Origin of the sequence: Frankia nepalensis, from assembly GCF_016786325.1 — a bacterium.
Classification (GTDB): Bacteria; Actinomycetota; Actinomycetes; order Frankiales; family Frankiaceae; genus Pseudofrankia; species Pseudofrankia nepalensis.
In genome coordinates, this window is record NZ_JADWYU010000085.1 from 38,324 (window position 1) to 62,991 (window position 24,668).

Annotated in this window: 18 protein-coding genes and 1 pseudogene; 12 read left to right on the forward strand and 7 right to left on the reverse strand. The window is 71.9% G+C overall.

Annotation, left to right across the window (positions count from 1 at the left end):
* Positions 1-74: 74 nt before the first annotated feature.
* The gene (locus I6A81_RS04855; RefSeq protein ID WP_307874481.1) at positions 75-2,117 is read left to right on the forward strand and encodes a M13 family metallopeptidase; all 2,043 of its coding nucleotides are present in this window, start codon (positions 75-77) and stop codon (positions 2,115-2,117) included.
* A gap of 428 nt (positions 2,118-2,545) precedes the next feature.
* Here the strand turns inward: I6A81_RS04855 and I6A81_RS04860 are convergent, their stop codons facing one another.
* Together I6A81_RS04860 and I6A81_RS42995 are read right to left on the reverse strand one after the other, a co-directional pair.
* A complete protein-coding gene (locus tag I6A81_RS04860) occupies positions 2,546-3,067 on the reverse strand; it encodes a TrmH family RNA methyltransferase (protein ID WP_202999446.1) in 522 nt (173 codons plus the stop codon).
* On the reverse strand, positions 3,061-3,249 hold the full coding sequence (locus I6A81_RS42995; protein WP_202999447.1) for a hypothetical protein: 189 nt from the start codon (positions 3,247-3,249) through the stop codon (positions 3,061-3,063). The genes I6A81_RS04860 and I6A81_RS42995 overlap by 7 nt, the downstream gene beginning before the upstream one ends.
* 81 nt (positions 3,250-3,330) lie before the next feature.
* Between I6A81_RS42995 and I6A81_RS04865 the strand changes: the two genes are divergently transcribed.
* Positions 3,331-6,474, forward strand: coding sequence for a DEAD/DEAH box helicase (locus I6A81_RS04865; RefSeq protein WP_202999448.1), 3,144 nt, complete (start codon positions 3,331-3,333; stop codon positions 6,472-6,474).
* Positions 6,467-7,420 (forward strand): SWIM zinc finger family protein, encoded by a 954-nt coding sequence (locus I6A81_RS04870; RefSeq protein WP_238428161.1) that lies wholly within the window; start codon positions 6,467-6,469, stop codon positions 7,418-7,420. Before I6A81_RS04865 ends, I6A81_RS04870 begins: the two co-directional genes overlap by 8 nt.
* Positions 7,421-7,423: 3 nt before the next feature.
* Here I6A81_RS04870 and I6A81_RS04875 read toward each other — a convergent pair whose 3' ends face one another.
* Together I6A81_RS04875 and I6A81_RS04880 are read right to left on the reverse strand one after the other, a co-directional pair.
* Positions 7,424-8,212, reverse strand: a complete 789-nt coding sequence (locus I6A81_RS04875; RefSeq protein ID WP_202999449.1) for a peptidoglycan-binding protein — start codon at positions 8,210-8,212, stop codon at positions 7,424-7,426.
* Positions 8,213-8,425: 213 nt separating this feature from the next.
* On the reverse strand, positions 8,426-9,565 hold the full coding sequence (locus tag I6A81_RS04880; RefSeq protein ID WP_202999450.1) for a hypothetical protein: 1,140 nt from the start codon (positions 9,563-9,565) through the stop codon (positions 8,426-8,428).
* Between the two features lie 244 nt (positions 9,566-9,809).
* On the opposite strand from I6A81_RS04880, the gene I6A81_RS04885 reads away from it, so the two are divergent.
* Positions 9,810-10,112, forward strand: coding sequence for a DUF6458 family protein (locus I6A81_RS04885; protein ID WP_202999452.1), 303 nt, complete (start codon positions 9,810-9,812; stop codon positions 10,110-10,112).
* 188 nt (positions 10,113-10,300) lie between these two features.
* Here I6A81_RS04885 and I6A81_RS04890 read toward each other — a convergent pair whose 3' ends face one another.
* Entirely contained in the window at positions 10,301-10,909 is a 609-nt protein-coding gene (locus I6A81_RS04890; protein ID WP_202999454.1) for a hypothetical protein, read from the reverse strand.
* A 629-nt stretch (positions 10,910-11,538) separates the two neighbouring features.
* Here I6A81_RS04890 and I6A81_RS04895 point away from each other — a divergent pair.
* The 6 genes and pseudogenes from I6A81_RS04895 (at position 11,539) to I6A81_RS04920 (ending at position 20,111) form a co-directional block, all read left to right on the forward strand.
* Complete coding sequence (locus I6A81_RS04895) at positions 11,539-13,638, forward strand: acyltransferase family protein (RefSeq protein ID WP_202999456.1); 2,100 nt, start codon at positions 11,539-11,541, stop codon at positions 13,636-13,638.
* Positions 13,639-13,691: 53 nt separating this feature from the next.
* Positions 13,692-15,242, forward strand: coding sequence for a glycosyltransferase family 2 protein (locus I6A81_RS04900; protein ID WP_202999458.1), 1,551 nt, complete (start codon positions 13,692-13,694; stop codon positions 15,240-15,242).
* Positions 15,185-16,201: a glycoside hydrolase family 26 protein gene (locus tag I6A81_RS45420; protein WP_202999460.1), complete on the forward strand. Its 1,017-nt coding sequence runs from the start codon at positions 15,185-15,187 to the stop codon at positions 16,199-16,201. Before I6A81_RS04900 ends, I6A81_RS45420 begins: the two co-directional genes overlap by 58 nt.
* 618 nt (positions 16,202-16,819) lie before the next feature.
* A complete protein-coding gene (locus I6A81_RS04910) occupies positions 16,820-17,839 on the forward strand; it encodes a NosD domain-containing protein (protein ID WP_202999462.1) in 1,020 nt (339 codons plus the stop codon).
* A gap of 209 nt (positions 17,840-18,048) precedes the next feature.
* Positions 18,049-18,885 (forward strand): annotated as a pseudogene (locus I6A81_RS04915) (patatin-like phospholipase family protein); the annotation flags it as partial.
* A 209-nt stretch (positions 18,886-19,094) separates the two neighbouring features.
* The gene (locus I6A81_RS04920) at positions 19,095-20,111 is read left to right on the forward strand and encodes a 1-acyl-sn-glycerol-3-phosphate acyltransferase (protein ID WP_202999464.1); all 1,017 of its coding nucleotides are present in this window, start codon (positions 19,095-19,097) and stop codon (positions 20,109-20,111) included.
* 240 nt (positions 20,112-20,351) lie between these two features.
* Here I6A81_RS04920 and I6A81_RS04925 read toward each other — a convergent pair whose 3' ends face one another.
* Positions 20,352-21,599, reverse strand: a complete 1,248-nt coding sequence (locus I6A81_RS04925; RefSeq protein ID WP_202999466.1) for a hypothetical protein — start codon at positions 21,597-21,599, stop codon at positions 20,352-20,354.
* Between the two features lie 439 nt (positions 21,600-22,038).
* Here I6A81_RS04925 and I6A81_RS04930 point away from each other — a divergent pair, with 439 nt between their 5' ends.
* Both I6A81_RS04930 and I6A81_RS04935 read left to right on the forward strand, forming a co-directional pair.
* A complete protein-coding gene (locus tag I6A81_RS04930) occupies positions 22,039-22,266 on the forward strand; it encodes a hypothetical protein (RefSeq protein WP_202999468.1) in 228 nt (75 codons plus the stop codon).
* A gap of 186 nt (positions 22,267-22,452) precedes the next feature.
* Complete coding sequence (locus I6A81_RS04935) at positions 22,453-23,784, forward strand: PP2C family protein-serine/threonine phosphatase (protein ID WP_202999470.1); 1,332 nt, start codon at positions 22,453-22,455, stop codon at positions 23,782-23,784.
* 141 nt (positions 23,785-23,925) lie between these two features.
* Here the strand turns inward: I6A81_RS04935 and I6A81_RS04940 are convergent, their stop codons facing one another.
* Positions 23,926-24,609 carry an ANTAR domain-containing protein gene (locus I6A81_RS04940; RefSeq protein WP_202999472.1) on the reverse strand — a complete coding sequence of 228 codons (684 nt, stop codon included), beginning with the start codon at positions 24,607-24,609 and terminating at the stop codon, positions 23,926-23,928.
* Between the last annotated feature and the right edge of the window lie 59 nt (positions 24,610-24,668).

Below are 24,668 nucleotides of genomic sequence, written 5' to 3' on the forward strand. Positions count from 1 at the left end.
CGAACGGCCGGCCGCCGGAGGGTTCTTGGTGAGATGCTTCCCTGGGCACCCACTCACCTGGAGACTTCCGTTCTGTGAGCATCCTCGACGACGCCCGCGAGGGCATGAACCTCGACGTACGACCGCAGGACGACCTCTTCGGCCACGTGAACGGCCGGTGGCTCGCCGAGGCGGAGATCCCGGCCGACCGCTCAAGCTGGGGCCCGTTCGTGCAGCTGGCCGACACCGCCGAGCGGCAGGTCCGCGACATCATCACCGACCTCGCGGCACGGGACCCGGCGGCCCAGAGCGCCGACACGCGCAAGATCGCCGACCTCTACAACTCCTTCCTGGACGTCGACACGATCCAGGAGCTCGGCCTGGGTCCGGCGCGGCCGCTGCTGGACGCCGCCCGCGGCGTGCGGGACGTCCGCGACCTCGCGGCGTTCCTCGGCGAGCTCGAGCGGGTCGGCGGCCACGGGCTGTTCGGCTCCTACGTCGACACCGACGACCGCGACTCCGACCGCTACCTGTTCAACCTCCTCCAGGGCGGCCTGGGCCTGCCGGACGAGTCGTACTACCGCGAGGAGAAGTTCGCCGAGATCCGCGCGAAGTACGTCGCCTACCTGACCCGCATGCTCGGGCTGGCCGAGCACCCCGACGCCGACGGCGCCGCGCGGCGGATCCTCGACCTGGACACGTTGATCGCCAAGGGCCACTGGGAGCGGGCCGAGACCCGCGACGTCCAGAAGACCTACAACCTGAGGACGGCCGAGGAGCTGGCGGCGCTCTGCCCGGCCTTCGACTGGGACGCCTACGTCACCGGCCTCGGCGGGCACCTGAGCGCAGGAGCACACGCGCGGAGGTCCCTTGCGAGGGACGAGCAAGGGGCCGGAGCGCGTGGGCGACGGAGCGAAGCGGAGACACTGGCCGGCCCGAGCGCGACGCTCGCCGAGGTGTGCGTGCGGCAGCCGTCGTTCTTCGAGCACCTCTCGGTGGTGCTGACCGACACGCCGATCGAGGTGTGGCGCGACTGGCTGGTCGGCCACGTGCTGCGCTCGGCCGCGCCCTACCTGCCCGACGCGTTCGTCGAGACCCATTTCGACTTCTACGGCCGCACGCTGTCCGGCACGCCCGAGCTGCGGGCCCGGTGGAAGCGCGCGGTGTCCTTCGTCGAGGGCGCGATCGGTGAGGCGGTCGGCGAGGAGTACGTCGCCCGGCACTTCCCGCCCCGCGCCAAGGCGCAGATGGACGACCTGGTCGCGAACCTGCTCGCGGCCTACCGTGAGTCGATCTCCCGGCTGGACTGGATGACCGAGGAGACCAAGCAGCGGGCGTTCGAGAAGCTCGAGACGTTCCGGCCCAAGATCGGCTACCCCGACCGGTTCCGGGACTACTCGAAGCTGCGGGTCCGTGGCGGCGACCTCATGGGCAACGCCCAGGCCGCCGCGGCGTTCGAGACCGACCGGCAGCTCGCCAAGATCGGCGCGCCGGTCGACCGCGACGAGTGGTTCATGCTCCCGCAGACGGTCAACGCCTACTACAACCCCGGCACCAACGAGATCTGCTTCCCGGCGGGCATCCTGCAGAAGCCGTTCTTCAGCCCGGACGCCCATCCGGCCGAGAACTACGGCGGCATCGGCGCCGTCATCGGCCATGAGGTCGGTCACGGTTTCGACGACCAGGGAGCGCAGTACGACGGCGCCGGCAACCTCAACGACTGGTGGACCCCGGCCGACAAGGCCGCGTTCGAGGTGAAGTCGAAGACGCTGGTGGAGCAGTACAACGCCTTCGAGCCGCGCAACCTGCCGGGCGAGAAGGTGAACGGCGCGCTCACCGTCGGCGAGAACATCGGCGATCTCGGCGGCCTGACCATCGCGCACCATGCCTACGTCATCTCCCAGGGCGGCGAGGCCGCCCGCGACGACCGGCGGCGGCTGTTCATGAACTGGGCCTATGTGTGGCGCACCAAGCGCCGCCTCGAGCTCGAGCGGCAGTACCTCACCACCGACCCGCACAGCCCGCCGGAGTTCCGCGCCAACATCGCGCGCAACCTCGACGAGTTCCACGAGGTCTTCGACACCACCCCCGGCGACGGCCTGTGGCTCGACCCCGACGACCGGGTCCGCATCTGGTAGCCGGAAGCTGGCCGGCCGGGGTCCGCGGCTTCCGGCAGCCGCGGACCCGGCCTGGGATCGGGGCATGAGCCAGGGTGCCAAAACAGGCCGTGGCGGCACCACCAGCGCTGGAATCATGGACCGGACTGCCCGCGGGCCAGGACGCGACGCGATCAGCGCCAGCTCCCTGTCCACCGTCCGTGCCTGCTGGGGCCACGACCTCGTCCAGGAGCCATCAGACAAGCCCTGAAGAAACCTCGGAACCGACGAGCGGGGCGGCCCGAGGGGCAGCTGGTCATGACCTGTGGGGTTTTCGACCATGATCCCAGACGCCATGGTGCCGAAAACCCGCTCGTCTGGCGCCATAGCCCATGGACCGATCCCAGGACCGGCCGGCCGCCAGGGATCTTCCATCGCCACAGGCGGCCGGTCGAAGGCCGGCTCCATCACTAAACGAGTCCGGCGAGCCGGTAGAGGACCAGGGAGCCGGCGACAGCGACGTTGAGGCTCGCGCCGGTGCCGATCATCGGTATCTCGACCGCGACGTCGACCAGTCCCAAGGCGTCGGCCGGCAGGCCTGTCCGCTCGTGGCCGAGCAGCATCACGGTGCGTTGCCTGGCAGCCGGCAGGTCGGCGAGGCGGACCGACTCGTCGGTGAGCTCGACGCCGACGACGCGGCTGCCGGCGGCCTTCTGGCCTTCGAGCCAGGACAGTGGGTCGCGGCCGACCCAGTGCACGCAGCTCCGGTGCCGCAGCGTGTTGCCGCGGGCGAGTGCCTCGGGTACGTGGGGAAGCCGGGGTACCGCGAGACAGGCCCCGACGGCGTCGCAGGTACGCAGGAGCGTGCCCAGGTTGACGCCGTGCAGGGGCCACAGCGGCGCGGCGATCAGATGGTCCCAGCAGGAATGCGAGCGTGGGCGACGGGCACGTCGCAGCTCCCCCGGGCTGCGCGGGCGCGGGGCGCTCACCATCCGTTGGTGGAGACCACCTCCGCATCGCCGACTCGACCGGCCGACCGGCCCGCTTCCCACGATCTCCACATGAGCACGGCGCTTCGCGGCGCGCCGAAACCATCGACGACGACAGTCGCGTCGACGATACCGTGACCAGCAGGCGGCGAGTCCGTCTTGTCGCTGGCCGCTTCGACGCCCACGCGGGTCGCATGGTGTACGTAAGCTCTCGGGCGAGCGCCGCGGAGATGCCCGAACTCGGGCAACGGCCTCTGGGAGTGCCGATGCTGGTCGTGCACGGTGTCCGCGCGACCGCCAGCGGGGTCTGGCTGTGGGCCGAGGACACGCGGCGGTGGAGCCAGGCACCGGGACGACCTGACACGTTCCGTGGAAGCGGGAGCGGCGAACGGGCGCCGGGGCCAACCCGGAACACCGAGCCCGCGCCCCACCCCTTCGCCGCCCTGCCCCCGGAGCTGGCGCCGCTCGCCACGGGCGGACCCACCGCGACCCCGCGGCTCGCCGTGTTCCTGCCGAGCGCACCCGCGGCACCGCTCGCCTCGCCGGACCTCGCGGCCGCATTGGCCGCCGCGACGCCCGGGTCCGGACCTGGTGGAGCCGGCGCGCCTGCCCATGGCCCGGTCCTGCGGCGCTGGCTGGTCGACACGATCCGCCCGGAGGCCCCACTGGCACTCGGAGCGTTGCGGGAGCCGGGCGAGGCGTTCCGCCTCGGGGCCTCCGCGCTGTTCCTGCTGGCCGTCGACGCGTTCGCCGCGGACCTGGTCGACCGCGGCCGGGTTCTCCCGGCGGTCGGGTGGGACGGCGCGCGGCCGCTGGCGCGCTGGCAGCCGGTCCTCACCGGGCCGGACGCCGAACGGTTCGACGACCTGACCGCCGGCATGCCGCCGGCGTTCCGCGCCGTCGGCGAGGGCGCCGCCGCCGGGAACGACCCGGCCGAGGCACTGGGCGGCACGCTCGACGACCTCGTGGACGCCCACGCGCGCGGACGGCTTCGGCGGGCGCGGCGTACGCCGTCGGCCCCGGGACCGCCCGGGCCGCCCCTGGGCGGCGCCACGGCCGGCTGGCTACGCGCCCTCGGCGACGACCCGCGCTTCACCGCCGCCGGCGACGCGGCGCACGAGCTCGCCACGAAGGTCGAGACGTGGCGCTCGGGCGGCACCCGGCCGTGGCCAACACGGGTGTGCTTCCGGCTCGGCGAACCGGGTGCCCTGTCGAGGACCGCTCCGGGCGACGCCGACGCCTGGCGGATCGACTTCCTGGTCCAGGCGGTCGAGGACCCCGGTGTCCGGGTGCCCGCCGGCCAGGTCTGGCGGGATCGGCCCACCGGGCCCGCGACGTGGGCCACCGAGACCGAGGAGTCGCTGCTCGCCGGGCTCGGGCGGGCCGTGGCCGTGTGGCCTGAGCTGGGCCGGGCGCTGCGCGAGGCCCGGCCGACAGGACTGGACCTGACCCTCGAGCAGGCCCAGGAGTTCCTGCGCGTCGCCGGTTCCCTCGAGCAGGAGGGCTTCGGGGTGCTCGTGCCGTCCTGGTGGGCGCGGCCGGTCCGGCCCACGCCTCGGCTCGCCGTGCGCGCGGTGAACCCGATGACGCCGATCCTGCGGGACGTCACGACGGACCTCGACCAGATCGTCGACTTCCGCTGGGCCGTCAGCCTGGGCGACGTCGAGCTCAGCCGCGCCGAGCTCGACGGCCTCGCGCGGGCGAAGTCCGAGCTCGTCAAGGTCAGGGGCCGGTGGACCCGGGTGGACCCCGGCACGCTCGCCGGGCTCGACCTGGCCCGGCGGTCCGCCGGCGGCCGGATGGCCGTCCGCGACGTCCTCCCCTTCGCCGGTCTGTCCGCCCACCCCGCCGGGGACGACGCCGCCGGCACGGAGATCGAGGTGGTCGCGGACGGCTGGCTCGGCGCTCTGCTCGCCGGCCTGGACCGCCAGCCGAGCCAGGGGCCGCCGCTGGTCGAGCCGCCCGCCGGCCTGGGGGTACGCCTGCGCCCCTACCAGGCACACGGCCTGGCCTGGCTCGCCCTGCTCGACCGGCTCGGCGTCGGGGCGGTCCTCGCCGACGACATGGGCCTGGGCAAGACCATCCAGGTCCTGGCACTGGAGCTGCTCACCCGGGACGCCGGCCGCCGCGGGCCCACCCTCGTCGTCTGCCCGACCTCGGTGCTCGGGAACTGGCTGCGCGAGGCGGAGCGGGTCGCTCCCGGCCTGCGGGTCCACACCCACCACGCGGACCGCCGGCGGCCGGAGGTGGAGCTGGCCGAGGCCGCCCGGGGGCATGACCTGGTCCTCACGACCTACACGCAGCTCGCCCGTGACGTCGAGGAGTTCCGCCCGGTCGCGTGGGAACGGCTCGTCCTCGACGAGGCGCAGCAGATCAAGAACTCCGCGACCGCCCAGGCCCGCGCCGCGCGCCGGCTGACCGCCCGCCACCGGGTCGCGCTGACCGGCACCCCGGTGGAGAACCGGCTCGGCGACCTCTGGTCGATCATGCGTGTGGTCAACCCGGGGCTGCTCGGCTCGGCCAGCTCGTTCCGCGCCCGCTACGCGGTGCCGATCGAGCGTTACGGCGACGCCGACGCGACCGCCCGGCTGCGCCGGCGGATCCGCCCCGTCGTGCTGCGCCGGGTGAAGACCGACCCGTCGGTGGTGCGTGACCTGCCGGCGAAGGCGGAGCTGCGCCAGCTGTGCACGCTGACGACGGAGCAGGCGTCGCTGTACCGGGCGGTCGTCGACGACATGATGGAGCGCCTGCGGGACGCCTCGTCCCCGGTACGCCGGAGCGGCGTCGTGCTCGCGGCGATGACGCGGCTGAAGCAGGTCTGCAACCACCCGGCCCACCTGCTCGGGGACTCCTCGGCGCTGCCCGGCCGGTCCGGCAAGCTGGCCCGGCTGGAGGAGCTGCTCGCGCAGGTCGTCGCGGGCGGCGAGCGGGCGCTGTGCTTCACCCAGTTCGCCCGCTTCGGCGCCATGCTCGCCCCCTACCTGTCCACCCGGCTCGGGGTGGACGTGTCGTTCCTGCACGGCGGCCTGCGTCCCGCCGAGCGGGACAGGCTCGTCGAGCGCTTCCAGACCCGGCAAGGACCGGGCGTGTTCCTGCTCTCCCTCAAGGCCGGCGGCACCGGCGTGAACCTGACCGCGGCGAACCACGTCATCCACATCGACCGCTGGTGGAACCCCGCGGTGGAGGCACAGGCGACGGACCGCGCCCACCGCATCGGCCAGCGGCGCGACGTGTGGGTCCAGACGCTGCTGTGCATGGGCACGCTCGAGGAGCGCATCGACCGGATCCTCACGGACAAGGCGGCGCTGGCCCGGACCATCGTCGGCGGCGGCGAGAGCTGGCTGGGGGCGCTGTCCACCGACGAGCTGCGGGATCTCGTCGCGCTCGCGCCCGAGGCCGTCCATGACTGACGTCCGGGCCGGCGGGGACCGCGGCCGCCGGGACGGGCGGGCCTGGTGGTCGTCGGAGTTCCTCGCGCTGGTCGTGGGCATGAGCCCGCCCGAGCCACTGCGCGCCGGCCGCGCTCTGGTGCGCACCGAGGCCGTGCTGAGCGTGCGGCGATCCGGCAACCTCGTCGTCGCGATGGTCCGTGACCGGGACGAGGACCTGTACAAGGCCCGGCTCGCCGTCCGGACGTTCGGCGACGCTGACTGGGGCCGCGTCGAGGAGGCGCTCGCCGCCGAGGCCGGGTACGCCGCCGCGCTGCTGGCCGGCTCGATGCCCGCGGGGATCGAGGAGGTCTTCGGCGCGCTCGGGCTCTCCCTCCTGCCCACCCGCGTCGACGACCTGGCGATGGACTGCACCTGCGCCGACTGGCAGCGGCCGTGCGCGCACCTCGTGGCGGCCGGCCACCAGCTCGCCGACGTGCTCGGCCTCGACCCGTTCGCGCTCCTGGCGCTGCGCGGCCGGGAACGTGACGCGCTCCTCGGCGAGATCCGACGCCTTCGCCCGCCGCCCACCTCTCGTTCCGCGGACGGCACCCGCGCGTACTCCTGGCCGGCGGGGCCGGGATGGTCCCCGGCGGTGCCCGGGCCGTCCGGCGCCACGACGGCGGCGCTCCCGGCCGGCGGAGACGCGGAGCCGCTGCCCAGCGCGCCCGCCGCGTTCTGGTCATCGCCGGTTCCCGCCGGCCGCCTGGGCACCACGCCCGATCGTCACCGGCCCGCGGCGCGTCCCGACATCCTGCTGGAACTGTGCGGGCCGCTGGTGGTGGAACCGTTCGGCGACCTGCGCGACGCGCTGCGCCCCGCGTACCAGAGCTTCACGGCCCGGCGGCGTGACGAGGCCGGTGACGCGTCGGGAAGCCCGGCCGACCCCGCGGGTCCGGCGGAGAGCCCGCCGAGCGGCCTCGTGTAGCGATTACCAGACGCGAGCGAGGACGTTGGTGACGTAGCCGGTCATCCGGTCGAGCTTCGGCTTGTCGTCCGGGTTGGCGGCCGACAGCTTGCCCTGTGCCCATTCGGCCGCCCAGGTGGGCACGTTGTGCGCCGCGATTACATAGACCCAGTTCTTGCCCCACCGGTCCGAGTCGATGCGGTCACGCATCGCGTGCGCGGTCGAGTCCAGCGCCCAGTACGGGTCAAGCGCCTTGTCCCTGGTGATGTCGGGCAGCGTGGTGTTCCACTGGTTCAGGCCGAAGTCCGAGTTGGTCCAGTAGCCGACCGCGCCCGGGTCCCAGTTGCTCTCGATCGTCGTGATCCCCCGCAGCAGGCCCCGCGGGACGGTGTACTTCAACGCGTACCGGTCGGCGATCGGCATGAACAACGCGTACGCCGTCTCCTTGTGTACGAGGCCGGAAGGGCTGCGCTCGACCGCCGGAAGGTACATGTCGCGGTTGATCGTCGGCTGCTTGCGCTGCTGGAAGGCGATGACCGCGGCCCGGGTCGCCTCGGTGAACCGGCCGTCCGCCGGAATGGCCGGCGTCTTCTCACCGGAGACGGCCACGTGCCAGTTCAGCGCCCGCTGGATCGCCTTCACCCCCGCCCGGACCGCCTCGATGTCCTCGGGCGTGCTCCCCTCGGGCGCCCGCTCGCCAGCCCCGATCCCGTAGTACGGCCCGAAGCCGTTGCCCGTCGCGTTGACGGTGCCGCCCCTGCCGTCCGACGGCCAGCTACCCCGCCCCACGCGCACCCGGTCGGGAGTCGTCACACCTGCCCCCACGCGTCTCGAGGTCCCTGGCCGACCGGCCCGGTCGGCACCGCCGGTGATCAGGGGCAGCCTAGGGGCATCCAGGCGCCTCCGTACTCGAATCCGGCCAACGACGCACCCCACACCGCGCGACGCCGCGAGCCGCCGCGAGCCGCCGAGACGCCGCCGAGACGCCGCCGAGACGCCGCCGAGACGCCGCCGGGCGAGTCTCGGCTACGCCTTTCCGGACACCGCCGCGGGGTCGCAGGCCGCGAAGGGCGCGCCGCTACCGCTCCAGACCACCACGCGTCCCGACCAGAGCGGGCCGCAGTTCTCGGGGGTCAGCGCTCGGCGGGTGGTTCCGTCATCGATGCCGTTGCCGAAGCACCAGTCGTAGTAGACGTAGGCCTCCCGCGACGACCCGTCCGCCGTCAGGCGCAGCACGATCCCGGTGTCGCCCCACCTTTCCGTCACGCAGGTGTCCGGCGTGTCCGGCCCGCCGCCGACCGGCGCGGCCTGGATCGCCGCCAGCAGCGCCGTCGCGCCGGCTCCGCCGAGCTCGTGGGAGGCCAGGAGCCCGGGGGTGCCCACCGGGCGGCTCAGGTCGTAGTGGCAGACCGCGACGCTGTCGACGGTGTCGAGCCGGGCCAGGTCGAACGGCGCGGGTGGGCTGACGAACCTGCCGGCCTGGATCGGCGAGCTGGCGGCGCAGCCGTGCTGGTCGACGGCGCTCTGGCGGGCCGAGGCGATGATCCGCTCGGCCTCGCCGAGGTGGGCGTCGTCCGTCAGGACGAACACCTTCGCCGAGCCGACCGTGCGGACGAGCCGGGTCCAGCCCTCGGTGCTCACCCGCCCGTCCGGCACCTCCTCGACGCCGCCGGCCGCGGGGGTCGCGGCGAACCAGACGTGCGGGGCCCAGTGCTCGCGGGGGACGTCGCCGCCGTGCAGATCCGGCGCCGCTCCGGTGGGCGGACAGGCGATCATGAGCACGGGCGCGCCGGGCCCTCGGGTGTTGACGTACGGCTGCTCGGGGAAGACGCGGGGCTGCTCGGTCGCCGCGCACCAGTCGCTGGCCGGCGCCGGCGCGTACCCCCAGGAGGCCGGGACCTCCACGACCGCGTCCAGGAACGACTCCAGTCGCCACTGTGGCGCCGGCGCCGGCAGGTCGGAGACCGCCCGCGCGGCCTCGGGCCGGACCGTCTCGTCGTCGCCATCCGCCCGCCCGACCGTGAGCAACGTGCCGCCGATGACCAGCGCCACCGCGACCAGTACCCACACCGCCGCGCGCGGCACGCGCGGCCAGGCGCGGCGGGCAGCCTCCACCAGCCGGGTCACGGCGGATGTACGCGGCGCGCGGACCGGACGAGCTCTCACGGCAACCCCCTTGCGGCAGCCCCCACGCGTCTTCGACGCGCGGTCGCGCGCCCCGGTTCCACGTCTGGGCCGAAATCCGTTCGAGCCACGAAACCGCAGGCCAGCGCCCCTGGCCGAATACCCCGCGGTCAGAAACAGGATTGGATATTATATCCACAGGGTTTCCGTCGAATACCACCAATCTCTTCGGGTACGCCGAGACGCGATCGTCTCCAGCCGGGAGGCCCCTCGAAGGGAGCACACGATGGGTATCGGTGCCGGCATATTCCTCATGGCCCTCGGCGCGATCCTCACATTCGCCGTCGACGTCGAGATCTCGGGTCTCGACATCGCGGTGATCGGGGTTGTGCTGATGGTGGCCGGCGCGGTCGGGATCATTCTCGACGTCTTCCTGTTCGCCCCGCGCCGGCGGCAGCGCGTCGTGTACCAGCAGCAGCAGCGTCCCGCGGTCCGTCCTGACGTCGAGGTCTACGACGAGGTCGCCACGGACCGCGACCCCCGATTCCGCCGCCAGGTGACGACGACCGACTACCGGCCGATGCGCTGACCACCGGCCGAACGCGCTGAACTGAACGCGACGCCCCGGCGCGCCGACCGGTTCAGCGCGGACCGGTATCCCCGGAACGGGCGGCACCGGCCGCGACCGGCGCCGTCTGGCGGCGGCCCTGGTGAACAGCGCCAGCGCGGCGGCCAGCGCGGCCAGCGCGGCCAGCGCCGGCACGAGTAAGGCCGCGCTCAGCCCGGCGGGCGCGAACCGCCCTTCCTCCGGGCGGTCCGCGCCCGCCGGGCCAGCCACGCCGGCCGGCAGGTCAGCGTCGCCTCCGCCGTCCCCGCGAGGCGCCCGGCGCGGACCGTCAGGGCCGCGTCCGAGGGCACGGTGATGGTCACCCGGACCGTGACCGGGGAACCCGGCGACGGGGCGACCTCGGCCCGGTCGAGCGTCGTCCAGCTCGACAGGTCGTTCGCGGCCCGCCCTGGGGCGAACTGGAAGTACCCGTCGGCGACGGCGGCCGCGGCCGGGTACACGGACAGCGGCAGCCGCTCGGCCGAGTCGGCGGACACCTCCACGGCGCGGGTCAGGGCCGTCCCCGGCCGGACGGTCTCGACGACGCACCGCGCCGACCGCGACCGGTCCGCCGCGGCGTCCTCACCGGGCCCGGTGGGCCGGGGAAGCAGCGCGATCCCGAACGACGCCAGCGGCGAGACGGAGTCCGTCGCGGCTCCCGTCCGCGCGCCCGCCGCGGCTCCCGTGACGCCGGCCAGTTCGACCAGTTCGGCCGCTTCGGCCATGCCGGCCGCGCCGGCCGCGTCGGCGCCGGCGCCGGCGAGCAGGACGGCGGACACGACGGCGAAAGGACACAGGCGGATCGCGCGGCGCTCCCACGACACCCAGCGGGCGCGTATCCACGGTCACCACACCCGCGGGCCCAGGCGACTCCGCCCGGGCGCTCCTGAGCCGCCAGCCGGCGGGCGACATTGCCGGGCACCGGCCCGTCGGCGCCTCCCGGCCGGCCGGCGTGGGTCTCGCCGAACGCCCGCGCCGGCCTTTCGTTTTCTTCCTCGCGTTCCGCCGAATCATTGAGGTGATTGGCGCCAGTGGGTGGATTGACGCTTTTTTGTGCGCATGTATGGGGGACGTGTCACCAGACCGTTACAGCAGGATCCCGGCCCGTACACCCGATGCGTTGTAATCTCCGGGAGCGGGCCATTGTCGGCCCTGCTCGTCAAACGGATCGTCGTCACCTCGGGGGATCTATCATGCGCTTTACGCGAATTAGGGCCGGAGTGCCCGGAGGCCCGCGCGGGTCCTGACTCGCCGGTGGTCCCAGCGAAAACCACCTCTGTACCCGGCCGTCCTGTGTCGGCGGGTCAGCGGAACGGGTCGCCGTGACTCGTCGTTCCGAAGCCTCCGGACGCGGGTGGACGGGCCCGCGCCGCGCTGCCCGCCGACGCCCTCCCGCGGAAGTCCGCCCATGTCAAACACCATCGTCCTGCCCACCCAGCGCGTCGGCGAGCCCGGCGACAGCCGGGCGGTGCCGACCGGCCGTCCGGTACCGAGACGTTTTCGGCCGGACATCCAGGGGCTTCGGGCGATCGCCATCGTGACCGTCGCCTTCTATCACGCCGAGGTGCCCTTCCTGACCGGCGGCTACATCGGCGTCGACGTGTTCTTCGTGATTTCCGGGTTCCTCATCACCAGGCAGCTCCACGCGGAGGCGGTGGCTACCGGGCGGGTAAGCCTGGCACGGTTCTACGCCGCTCGTTTCCGCCGTCTCCTGCCGCCGGCCGCGCTGGTCGTCGCCTGTTCCGTCGCCGTCGCGCACTACGTTCTGCCGTACCAGCAGATGAAGTCCCTGATGACCGACGTCGGGTACGCGGCCTTCTACGGGGTCAATTACCACTTCGCGTACGAGGGCGTGCAGTACCAGAACGCCTCCGATCCGCCGTCCCCGGTGCAGCATTTCTGGTCGCTCGCCGTCGAGGAGCAGTTCTACGCCGTCTGGCCGGTGCTGATCCTGCTCTGCTGCCTGCTCGGCCGGCGCCGCCCGCGGTACCGGCTGGTCGTCACGGCCATCGCCGCCATCACCGTCGCGACGCTGGCCTACTCGGTCGCGATCTCCGCGGACCAGGCCCCCCTCGCCTACTTCTCGCTGCAGACGAGGGCGTGGGAGCTCGGCGCCGGGGCGCTCGTCGCGCTGACGGCCGACCGGTGGGCCCGCCTCCCGGCCAGGCTCTGCCGGATCCTCGCCTGGTCCGGCCTGGGCGCCATCCTCGCCGCGGCGGTGCTCTACGACGAGCACACGGTCTATCCCGGGGTCGCGGCCGTGGTGCCGGTCGCCGGCGCGGCGCTGCTGATCGGCGCGGGGGTGCTGCGGCACGGCCGGACGCCGGAGACGTTCCTGCTGGAACGGCCGTCCATGCAGTACGCCGGCAAGGTCTCCTACGCCTGGTATCTCTGGCACTGGCCGATGCTGATCCTGCTGCCGGCGTGGGTGGGCCGCCCGCTGGGCGTCTGGGAGCAGGTGGAGATCGTCTGCCTCGCGTTCTGGTTCGCCGTCCTCACCTACTTCCTCGAGGACGCCGCACGCCGGGCCAGCTGGAGCACGTTCGGCTGGATTCGGGCCGGCGCGGCGCTCTCGGCCTTCGTCGCCCTCTGCTCGGTGGCCGGAACCCTCACGCTGCCGTCGCTGGAGACGTCTGGCGTCGCGCGCAGCGCGCTGGCGCTGAACACTCCGGACGTCACCGCGGTCCAGGCGGCGCTGACGCGCAGCATCCAGATCGAAAGGCTGCCGCGCAACCTGACGCCGGCGCTCGCCGACGCGCCGACGGACATGCCGCCCGGCATGGGCAGCTGCGGGTTCGCGGATCTCCATCAGACCGAGATCAGACTGTGCGACGCCGGCGACCTCACCGCCGAGCGGGTCGCGGTCGTCCTCGGCGACTCGCACGCCCATCAGTGGATGACCGCGCTGGACCAGGAGGCGAAGCGGACGGGGTGGAAGCTCGTCGAGATCACCAAGGGTGCCTGCCCGATCGCGGACGTCCAGTTCTTCCAGAACGACCTGAAGCGCGAGTACCGCGAATGTGACGTGTTCCGGCGGTGGGCCGCGGCCGAGGTGGCCCGCCTACAGCCGGACCTCGTCATCGCCAGCCAGTCCAACATCGCGCCCTGGGACAACATCACCGACGAGGAATGGGCGCGCAGGTCGGTCGCGGCCCTCGTCACGCTGGCCGGCTCGACCGCGTCGGTCGCCTACATCGGCGACACGCCGACCTTCCTCGCCGATCCGATCACCTGCCTCCAGCGGAACCTGGACGAGGCACAGCGGTGCCTGGTCCCGCGCACCGAGGCGTTCGGCCGCTTTCCGGACCGGTACTTCGTCATCGCCGACGCGATGCGACGGGCCGGCATCGGGTACGTCGACACGCTGCCCTTCTTCTGCACCCCGCGGCTCTGCCCTGCGGCGGTGGACAACATGACTGTCTACCGCGATCAGGGCCATATCACCGACACCTACGCCACGTGGCTCGCGCCCATGCTCCAACCGATATTCCGGGGGGTCCCCCAGTGACCGTCAACGTCACGGTTCCCAGTTCGCCCGGGCGGCACAGGCCCGGACGGTCGGTGGCCGACGACCTGCCGCGCGCGCCCACCGACGCCGAGAAGTACGTCTATTTCGGTCGCCAGCACCGCTGGTTCATCTGGCTGCGTAGCTTCGCGACCCTCTCCGCGGCCACGTCGCTGCTGCTGTTCGCCAACACCGCGGTCGCGACCTGGTGGTTCTGGATCCCGTTCAGCGTGTTCGCGGCCTACATGATCCTCACGCATATCTGCACCACCGCGAAACGCCGGGTCTCGCGCGTCGACCACCAGGCCATCACCGAGTTGTGGAGCCCCACGACGTATCCGTCGGTGGACGTGTTCCTGCCGTGCGTCGGCGAGGATCTCCGAGTCATCCGGAACACCTACGAACACGTCGCGCGGCTGCGGTACCCGGGAACGGTCACCGTGTACGCGCTGGACGACGGCGCCCGGGCCGAGGTGCGCCAGCTCGCCGAGGACTTCGGGTTCCGGTACCTCACGAGACCGGACCGCGGACGCATGAAGAAGGCCGGAAACCTGAAGTTCGGATTCGAGCACTCCGACGGCGACCTGATCGTGATCTTCGACGCGGACTTCTGCCCCAGGGCGGACTTCATCCTGGAGCTCGCGCCGTACTTCGACGCGTACGAGGACGTCGGCATCGTCCAGTCGCCGCAGTTCTTCGACACCGACCGGTCGATGTCGTGGCTGCAGCGCTGCGCGGGCACCGTACAGGAGTCGTTCTACCGCTGGGCCCAGGTCTCCCGTGACCGGCTCGGGGCGCCGATCTGCGTCGGCACCTGCGCGATCTACCGGCGCGGCGCGCTGACGAAGTCGGGTGGCTTCGCCCAGATCGGCCACAGCGAGGACGTGCACACCGGCGTGAACCTGCTCAAGGTGGGCTACCGGACCATCTACGTGCCGGTGGTCCTGGCGAAGGGGGTCTGCCCGGACCGGCTGGCGAGCTTCATCTCGCAGCAGTACCGCTGGTGCGCCGGCTCGATGAGCCTGCTGCGGGACCAGGCGTTCCACGACTCGCCGCTCAGCTACCGGCAGCGCCTGTGCTTCTTCACCGGGTTCGGCTACTACATCTCGACGGCGGTCGGAATCCTCACCCTTCCGCTTCCCACGATCATCATGGTGTGGTTCCTGCCGGACCGGGTGCACCTGTCCAACTTCTTCTGGCTGCTCCCGACGTTCCTCATGTATCCGCTGATCCGGGTGATGCACCGGACGGGCTGGACACCGGCGACGATCCGCGTCTACACGATATCGTCGTACTCCCACGCCGCCGCGATCCTCGACACGTTGCGGAACCGTACTTCCGAGTGGGTACCGACCGGTGAGACGAAGCGCACCACCATGACCTCCAAGGTCACCGCCGTCCTTGTCCTGTGGACGAGCACGACCAACCTCGTCATGTTCGCCGGTGGCGTGCATTTCTGGATTACCCGGAACGACCCCGTCTCGGTCGCCCCCGTTCTTTTCATGGCGGCGCTTGCCTCGTTCGTCTGGGTACCGATAGCGTCCATGGCGTGGCGGGAGCGGCGTGTTCGGCGGCAGAAGGTCGAGAACACCGCGCTGATCGCCTGACGGAACCGATTTCCGAAACGCGGCGGAAAGTACTCGGGGCCGCGGCGGCCGCGCTGGGCGCTGGCGCGGTCGTCGCGGGGCTCGCCAGCCTGGGATGCACACCCAGGTGGGGCGCGGTCCCGGCCAGGATCGGCATCGTCCACCCGCCGGAGAACCTGCGGGCCAGGGAGGAGCAGCTGGGATACCGGGCTCCGGTCGTCGGCGGCCTCTACTACACGTTCGACACCACCTGGGCTCGCTACCCCGCCGACCGCGCCCCCGCCGCCGGCCGCGAGCTCGTCGTCTGCTGGATGCCGAAGCTCGCGGCCGAGGTCCTGTCCCTGGCGGACATCCCGGCAGGCAGACACGACCGGCACGTCGACGCGATGCTGACCGGAATGCGCTCGTTCGACGGACCGGTCGTCTGCCGGTGGGGTCACGAGCCCAACGGCGACTGGTACCCCTGGTCCGCCGCCCACCCTCGCGGCAGGTCGGCGCCCGAGCACTATGTCGCCGCCTGGCGCTACATCGTGGCCCGCGAGCGGCGCATGCCTGGTCTCTCCAACATCCGATGGTTCTGGTGCCCCACCGGGCGAGACATCGGTGGCGTGGCGATGGAGCGCTACTGGCCCGGCGCGGACTGGGTCGACATCGTCGGCTGTGACGTATTCAACGAACCACAGGAGTGGAAGTCGTTCGACGAGATCGTCGCCGACCCCTACCGCCGGATCACCTCGCTGTCAGACAAACAATTCTGGATCGGCGAGACAGGCTGCCACGAGCCGCTGCCGGGGCATCACGGCACCAAGGCCCAGTGGATCGCCGACATGGCCGAGTCCCGGTCGTACCCACGGATCCGGACCATCTGCTACTTCGACTACGACGCGCGGCCGGCCGGCCGCGCCGACTGGCGGCTCGACTCGACGCCGGAGACGCTCGCCGCCGTGCGGGAGATCCTCCGCCAGGTCGACCCCGCATAGGACGCGGCGCGGCCCGAGCAACATCAGGACGGCGGTGAGCCGGCGGGCGCGCGATCACCACCGCGGCCCCGTGGATGTGGTGAACCGAGACGTGGATGAAGCCGCGGCGGGTTGCCCTCGATTGACGCACTCGGCGAGTCGGCCGTGTCGTACGCGACGAGCGTGTGGGGAACGGCGCGCATCCTCGCTCACAGGGCGTCGGGCCCTCGAAGTGCGCCAGTCTTTGGGAGGTACGATCGTGACGACTTACGCACACCGGGCCAAGAGGCTCCTGTCCCCAGAAATCTCCTGCCGAAGATCGCGCCAAAATAGTCACCCAGGAATACGTGACCCGTGATCAAGAATTTTGCCCTTGCTCTTCAGCGAACAATCACACGCCATAAGATTGTCGTCACCTCCGTGGTCGCGGCCGTCCTCACCCTGACCCTCGTGCTCTGGGCCTCGGCCGCCGGGCTCTTCGGCGCCTCCGAGGCCGAAGAAGGCGCCCTCGCCAGCCGGACGTCCGGACTTCCCGTGTCGACGGCCACCCGTGATCAGCCCACGCCGTCCGGACCAGCCGCTGGGCCACAGACCCCGCCCGCTCCGGCGCTCGTCGCCCCCCAACCGGGCGGCCGGGCCGTGACCGTCACGGACGGCGGCGAGCTGGCGGACGCCCTGGCCGACGCCCGCCCCGGCGACGTCATCACCATGAAGGACGGCGTCTACACCGCCAAGGGCAGTTCCGTCACCATCGGCAAGCAGAACGCCGCCGCCAAGTTCAGGATCGGCGTATCCGGTACCGCCGAGAAGCCCATCATCCTGCAGGGATCCCGGCAGGCGATCATCGACGGCAAGCCCGGGGGCGACGGCACCGGGGGTGACTACGGCCTCCACGTCTTCAAGGCGAACCACTGGACAATCAGTGGCATCCGCATCACCAACCAGAAAAAGGGCCTGGTGCTCGACGGCTCGAGCCACAACGTCCTTGACGGCGTGATGGTCGACACCATCGGACAGGAAGCGGTGCACTTCCGCAGCGGGTCCAGCTACAACACGATCATGAACAGCTTCGTGACCAAGACGGGCTACAGCTCGCCCGGCTACGGCGAGGCCATCTACATAGGCAGCGACGGCGGCAACTGGGAAAAGCTGTACATGGGCAGCGGCTCCGACCAGTCCGACCAGTCCGACCACAACCAGGTGCTCAACAACACGATCACCGAGTTCACCGGCGAAGGGCTGGACATCAAGGAGGCATCCTCGTTCAACCTGGTCAAGGGGAACTACTTCGACGGCGGCACGCTCGGCACCGACCCGGAGGAGCCGGGGGCGCCGCTCAAGCCGCAGAACTCGGCCGACTCCTGGGTCGACGTCAAGGGCGACAACAACACCATCACCGAAAACTCCGGCGTCAACGTGCCGCCGCTCGACAAGAATTCAGCCGCCTTCCAGACGCATGTGCACGGCCCCGACGGCTACAATTCGGCGACCAACAACATCTTCACCAACAACAAGGTGCTCTCGGGTAGCGAGGGGTACCTCTTCTGGATCGACCCCAAGGGCAAGGGGAACGTCCTCTCCTGTAGCAACGTCGCGCAGAGCGGTGGACCAGGAAAGGGGTTCTCGAACCTGGGCGGGTGCAAAGAGACCGGCAACTGAGACCCCAGCCAGACCACCCGTAGTCGTCTGGATTCGGTGGACTGGGACCGGATGGCCGGACCGGCGCCGCGGCGGCGCGCCGGTCCGGCGCGCGGGGCCATGTCCCAACACGCCCAGGAGCGGGGCATGGTCCAGCGTGCTAGGAGCATCGGGGCCACGGCCGAGGTGATGATCGGTTCGCCGCGCGGCCGCGCGGGTAGCAGCGTCCCGTGACGACCGTTTCGCCAGCCTCCCCGACGGGTCCGGTCGCCTTCGTGCTTGGTGGCGGCGGCGTGCTCGGCGCCGCCGAGGTCGGCATGCTCGGCGCGCTGCTGGAGGCCGGTTGCCGGCCCGATCTGGTCGTCGGGACGTCGGTCGGGGCCATCAACGGTGCCGCGGTCGCCGCCGATCCCACGGCCGGGGCCATCGAGAAGCTGGCGGAGCTGTGGTCCGACCTCGGCAGCTCCGACGTGTTCGCGGGCGGTCCGGCGAAGCGTCTGGCGACGGTCGTCCAGCACGGCTATCTGCATTCGAACGCACCGCTGCGGCGGATGCTGCAGGCACATCTCGCGGCCACGTTCGAGGAACTGCCGGTGCGCTTCCAGTGCGTGGCCGCCAGCATCGAGCGGGCGTCCGCGCGCTGGTTCGCCCAGGGGCCGCTGGTCGACGCGGTCCTGGCATCCTGCGCCGTTCCCGCCCTGCTCCCGCCGGTGAAGATCGGTGGCGAGCACTACGTGGACGGCGGTCTCGTCGAGAGCACCCCGGTGGGCCGGGCGGTGGCCCTCGGCGCGCGGACGGTGTACGTGCTGCACGTCGGACGGATCGAGCGGCCGCTGCGCCCGGGCCGCTGGCCATGGGAGGCAGGGCTGGTCGCCTTCGAGATCGCCCGGCGCCGCGGCTTCGCCGACGCCATGGCTGCCCTGCCCGAAGGGGTGACGGTGCACGTTCTCCCGGTCGGCGACGGCAACGACACGCCGTTGCTCGGCCTGCGCTACCGGTCCCCCTCCGGGGTGCGCCGCAGGATCGAGCGGGCCCGTCAGGCGACCGCCGAGTACCTCGAACGGGCCCCGACGGGCGCCCCAAACGGCCCACCGGCCCCGCAGTCACCCGTCAGCCCGGCCGCCGACGCCAGCGAGTCCAACGGCAGCGAGTCCAACGGCAGCCGGGCTGACGCCGGCGGGGCCGGGGGAACCACTGGGAGGGCGAGCACCACCGCGACCGCCAGGTCCGCTGGACCGGGCGGGCCGGGCGGGCCGGGCGGGCCGGGCGGCACCAGGTGAAGGTGCCGCCCCGCGCCGTCCGTCGCCTGGTCGTCGACCCGCTGTTCGTCCCGGTCGCGGTCGCGGTGGTGGCCCTCGGCGTCGCGGTGACGCTGGTGGGACTGGCCAGCGCGCCGGTCGACCGGCGGCTACGACTGAGCCGGGTGGCCACGCTCGCCGCGACCTACCTCCTCGCGGAAGTCGCCGTGATCGTCACCGGATTCGGGCTGTGGCTGATCCGGCCGCTGATGCGGTCGCGGTGGGAACAGGCGCATCTCGCGCTGCTGCGCGCGACGCTGGGGCTGCTCAGGACGGCGGCCGGCCGACTGCTGCGGTTCCGGCTGACCGTGCAGGAGCCGCCCACGGGGCCGTTCGAGCACGGTGCCCGCCCCGTGCTGGTGGCCAGCCGGCATGCCGGTGCCGGAGACTCGTTCGCGCTCGTCGACCTGGTTCTCAACCACTACCGGCGCGCCCCACGGGTCGTCGGCCTGGCCAGCCTCCAGCTCGACCCGGGGATCGACATCCTGCTCGGCCGGCTCGGAGCCTGCTTCCTGCGCACCAACGGCGCCGACGCGACGGCTGTGGCCCGGGTGAACGCGCTCGCGTCGCGGCTGACCGGCCGGGACGCCCTGGTCATCTTCCCGGAGGGCGCGAACTTCACGGCCCGGCGCCGCCGCCGTCTGATCGTCAGCCTGCGCCGCCGGGGGCACAGCGCACGGGCCGAGGTCGCCGAGGATCTCACCCATGTGCTCCCCCCGCGGCCCGCCGGGCTGCTCGCCGCGCTGGACGCGGGCACCGTCGCCGGCACGGTCGTGGTCGCCCACACAGGCCTGGACCATCTGGTCACCCCGGGCCTGGTCTGGCGGGCTCTGCCGCTGGCGGCGCCGATGAAGGTGCGCTGGTGGTGGTTCCCGGCCGACGAACTGCCCGCGACGGGCACGGAGCGCGCGGACTGGCTGACCATGCAGTGGGCCGTGGTGGACGCCTGGATCGACGCCCGCCACCCCACCGGCCCGCTGTCGCCCCAGGACTGACGACGAGATCCACGCGGGGGCGCCGCTCGCGATCCAGCTCGTCTTCGTCAGCCCCGTACTCGCGGGCATGGTCCCGTCTCGGCCCACCACCGAACAATGCCTCGGCGTCTCACGCCACTGGCCAGGCTGTCGCGCCCACGGTGGCCGGTGCCAATCGTCACGCCGCCACCGCCGACAATCGTTCACCTAACGCATATCGGCCCGCGCTCGCTGGCAGTGGCAGTGGCGGTGGCAGTGGCGTCAGTGCAGCGTCGACCCGCTGACCGACGGGCTGCCCGAGCCGAGGAAGAAGATGCCCGGGTAGCCCCGGGTCTCGAAACCTTCGCTTGGGTTGTTCCGCAGCGTCGACCCCTCGATCGTGAGAGTTCCGGAGCGGTCGTTACTGACGAAGAAGACCGCGCCGCCGCCCTCGGCGGCGCGGTTGTCCTCGACCACGCTGCCCGCGATCCGGACACGGAACAGGTTGCCGTCGGTGTAGATCGCGCCGCCGCTGCCTCCGCCCGGCGCGTCGGCGCGGGCCGGGTTCGCGCCGTACCCGATGGCCTCGTTGTCCCGGAACACGCTGTTCAGCACCGTCCAGGAGACGCCGATGCTGCTCAGCGCGCCGCCGTTGGAGCAGGATCCGCCGACGAAGGTGCTGGATACCACGTAGACAGGGCGGTCCTGGAACTGGTCCAGCACCCGGACCGCCGCTCCGCCGAGGTCGGGGCCGGTCGGGTCGCACCGGTTGTCGGTGAACAGCGAGTTCACGATCTTCAGCTGTCCGCCGCGAACGAAGATCGCTCCCCCGCCCCCGCCGGCGGCGTGGTCGCCGGTCGAGTCGCCGCCGGTGAATGTCAGGTTCTGCACGGTGAGGCTCGGGTGGTCCTGGTCGTCGCAGTGCGAGGTGGTCCACCCCTGGGCCTGGTCGCAGGTGTTCATGTAGAGGATGCGGTGCCGGCCACCGCCGCTGAGCGTGACCAGGCCCGCGCCGTCGAGGACGACCCGCGGGTTGGCCGCGTTCACGACCTTGGCGGTCGTGGTCAGGGTGATCGTGACCGGGGCGGGCCCGCAGTCGAAGGTGATGACCCCGCCGGCGGCGACGGCCGCCACCACCGCGTCGGAGGTGCAACTGGCCGGTCTTCCGTCGCCGATGACCCGGGTCGGGTGGGAGGTGTCGACAGCGGCCGCCTCTGCCGGGACGGCGGCCGTCCCGGTGGGGTTTCCGGCGAGCGGTCCGCCAGGAGCCGGTCCGCGGGTCGGGCCGGGCGCGGGGGCTGTCGAGAGCTGGGTCGCCGACGCGGCCGGCGGGGAACTCGGCGAGGCGCTCGGTGAGGTGGGCTGGGCCGTGGCGGCGGTCAGGCCTCGTGTCGGGCGAACCGACGAGGTGGCCGTCGAGCCCGCGACGGCGTCACCCGCGCCAGAGGCGCCCGCGCAGCCGGCCAGGAGGCAGACCAGAGCGAGGACCGACGCCACGGGCGTCCGTGACCTGCCTGCCTTCGCGCGCATGCGACGAACGGTAGTCCGGCGAACGGGACTTTTCGTAGACCGCCTGGATCAACATCCACACCACCGCGAGGTTGAGGTCGCGTTTCTGCGGCGTGCCGAAAGTCGATTCGCGCGGTGGGCCGCCTGCCCAGCACGGGTCAGGTCCATCGTCGGCGGGCCAGTCGGCGGTGCCAGTCCAAATGATCCTCTCTGGACAGAGAACACTGAGACCACAATTCGCCATTGACATGGTTGTCAGGTCGAGGCCGCACGCCGCCTACCCGCATTTGACGGGCTGATCGCGCGGTCTAGGGCGGGACTGCCGGACAGGGACGGCGTAAGATGACGCCGCTGGGAAACAGCCAGCCCGGGCCGGGGTTGCCGCGTGTCAGCGTCGCGACCTCACGAGCTTCAGGCTCAGTGCCGGGCACGTCGGTGATCTCTCCTGTAGAGGCACCCCATGTCCGTTGAGAACGGCTCTACCTCCACGCGGCCCGCACCCGTGCTCGGTAGCCAATACGGCACCTGCGGCGGCAAGTCCGCGTTCGCCAGGGAGACCAGCCCCGGTAGCTGGCAGGTCAAGGTGCATGATCCCAGCAATCCACGCGCCGGCCACGACGGTTGGGTGATGATCGGCTCCGGTTGGCCGACGTTGTCGGAGGCATCCGCCGCCACCGGCCTGTCCTGAGCCCGCGCCGCGATGTCCGACAACGGCGCCGACGCGAAGGTGGCGAGTGGGGCGGTCGACCGGTCCGGATCACGCGCGGCGCGGCGGACAGACGGCTCATGCGATCGCGATCGCGCGTGGGTAGCGCCCGACGTCGATGAGCAGCTCTCGCACCGGTTGCCGGTCGTGCCGACACAGTTGCCCAGGATGCCGCCGGCTCCCGTGCTGGACGAGGACCGCCCGTTCGAGCGGCTCACGGCGCTGGCGAGGATCGTGCTGGCCGTGCCGGTCGCGTTCGTCGCGCCGGCAGGTGAGTCCGGTGCGGGGTTGCCGGACGCCCCCCGTGGGCCCTCCTGGGCATCGGATCTCGCGCCCGACACCCTGGCCCACGCTCTGCGTGAGATCCTGGCCGGCGGCGCCCCTCTGACGGTGAACAACGTCCAAACCGACCCGAGCACCCGCGACGACCCGCGCCTCGGCGCCACGGGCGTTGCCGCGTGGACGTGCGCCGGCGTCGACGGTCCGGCCGGCGAAACACTCGCGCTGTTCTGTGTGCTGGACACGGCCGCGCGCAGGTGGACGGAGCACGACCTGGAGATCCTCGGAGGTCTGGCGCGGGTCGCGGCGGGCGAACTGGGATGGCGCGAGGACACCGCCCGCGCGGGCCGCGCGGCAGAGCGGCTCAGAGCGCCCACGGCCCAGGAGCCGGCCCCGCGCATGGGCCTGCTGCTCCCGCGGACGTCCGGCGTCCCGGGGATGCAGGTCGCCGCGCGCGGTCTCCCGGCAGTTGACGGCCTGAGGGCGCTCGGCGACTTCTACGACGTGTTCCCGGTGTGGTCGCGCGGTGGCACCGCCTCCAGGCCCTGCGCGGACCGAGTACACGTGCGGCGTGAGTCCAAAGCGGACCGGTGGGACGTCGTGATCGGAGACGTCAGCGGCCACGGCCCGGAAGCCGCGGTGGTCGCGGCGTTGGCACGCCGCATGATCCGCGCCGTCGCGATGACCGAGAAGACTCCGGCTGGGGTGCTCGACCGCCTCAATACCGCGCTTCTGGCCCGGAGTCTCGGCAGCGAGCGTTTCCTCACCGCCACCTACGTCATGCTGTTTCCCGACCCAGGCGGAGTCCGCGCACTCCTCGCGTCGGCGGGGCATATGCCCGCGCTACTGAGGACCTCCGCCGGTTCGGTGCGCGCCATCGGGTATCACGGACTGCCTTTGGGTTTGTTCGACGAGTCCGGTCTGAAGAACGTACGAGTGCTCCTTCGGCCGGGAGACACGTTGCTTCTCTACACCGACGGTGTCACCGAAGCCCGACAGGGCCGTGAACAGTACGGCGAGGAACGCCTCCGGGCTCTCCTCGCCGCGGTGGGACAGCTCAGCGCGCACGACCTCGTGGACGCCGTCGAGGAGGATGTGCTCGCCTTCGCCGGTGGTTCCCATGCCGATGACATCGCCGTTCTCGCCCTGCGCTCCACCGACGTGGCCGACCAGATTCGACAGGACTGTCCCGCGCCCCCGGTCGGGAGCACGTCTGGCTGAGTGTGACGGCCTGTGGCCTGTGTGAGGCCCCTCGCCGGCCGATCGGTGTTCGGGCGGAGACGGCAGCGTGTGGGCTCGCCTTCTCCGACCGGATCGCTTGCCCTGCGTCACCTCATCCGATTCCGGTGGCCGGGGTCGGCGCTAAGGGTCTCGCGGCGACCGGGTGGGCAGCTCCCCGCCGGGTCCGTGTGCGCGCGCTGGGCGCCCGTCGCCGGCGCCCAGGTCTGTCCAGCTCGGCCTGTCCAACTCGGCGAGGATCACGTCGGCCGCGGTGGGCCGGTCGATGCCGGTGTCGGTGGCCAGCATCTCGAGGCGCTGACGCGCCTGCTCGGGAGTGTCGCCTTGGCCGATCAGCACGCCGATGGCCTGGTCGATCGTTGACAGGATCTTCAGCCCGCTGGGCGCCGCCGGATCGTGGGGCACCGCGAGGTCCTCGTCGAGTACGAATCCGATGGCGCCGAGGCCGCCGCCGTCGCCGGCCAGCCAGCTCAGGTCGGTCGCGAGGCCGAGGAATGCTCCGGGAGCCGCGGCAAAGAGGATCAGGGAGATCGTGGCCGCCGGATCTTCGGGCGCGGGGACGTCCGGTGGAAGCGACATCCTCAGCGAGGAACGGATGTCTTCGGGCTCGGTATCCTCCTCGAGCGCGGTGAAAGTGAGGCGGCGCCCGGCAACAGAGAGTATGACCGAGAGCCCGAGGTAGGAGCGCACGGCGATCTTGGTGTCAGCGGCGATTTTTCGCAGGGTTTGCGAGATATCCGCACCGGGCTCGTCCAGTGATTCGGTGAGAGCGGCAAGATCCGCGGCTAAGGCAGTGGAAATATCCACAGCGTGGTTACTCCGAAGCGGCGTCCCCGAACGCCTTTTTTCGGCCACAAAGCCGAGTA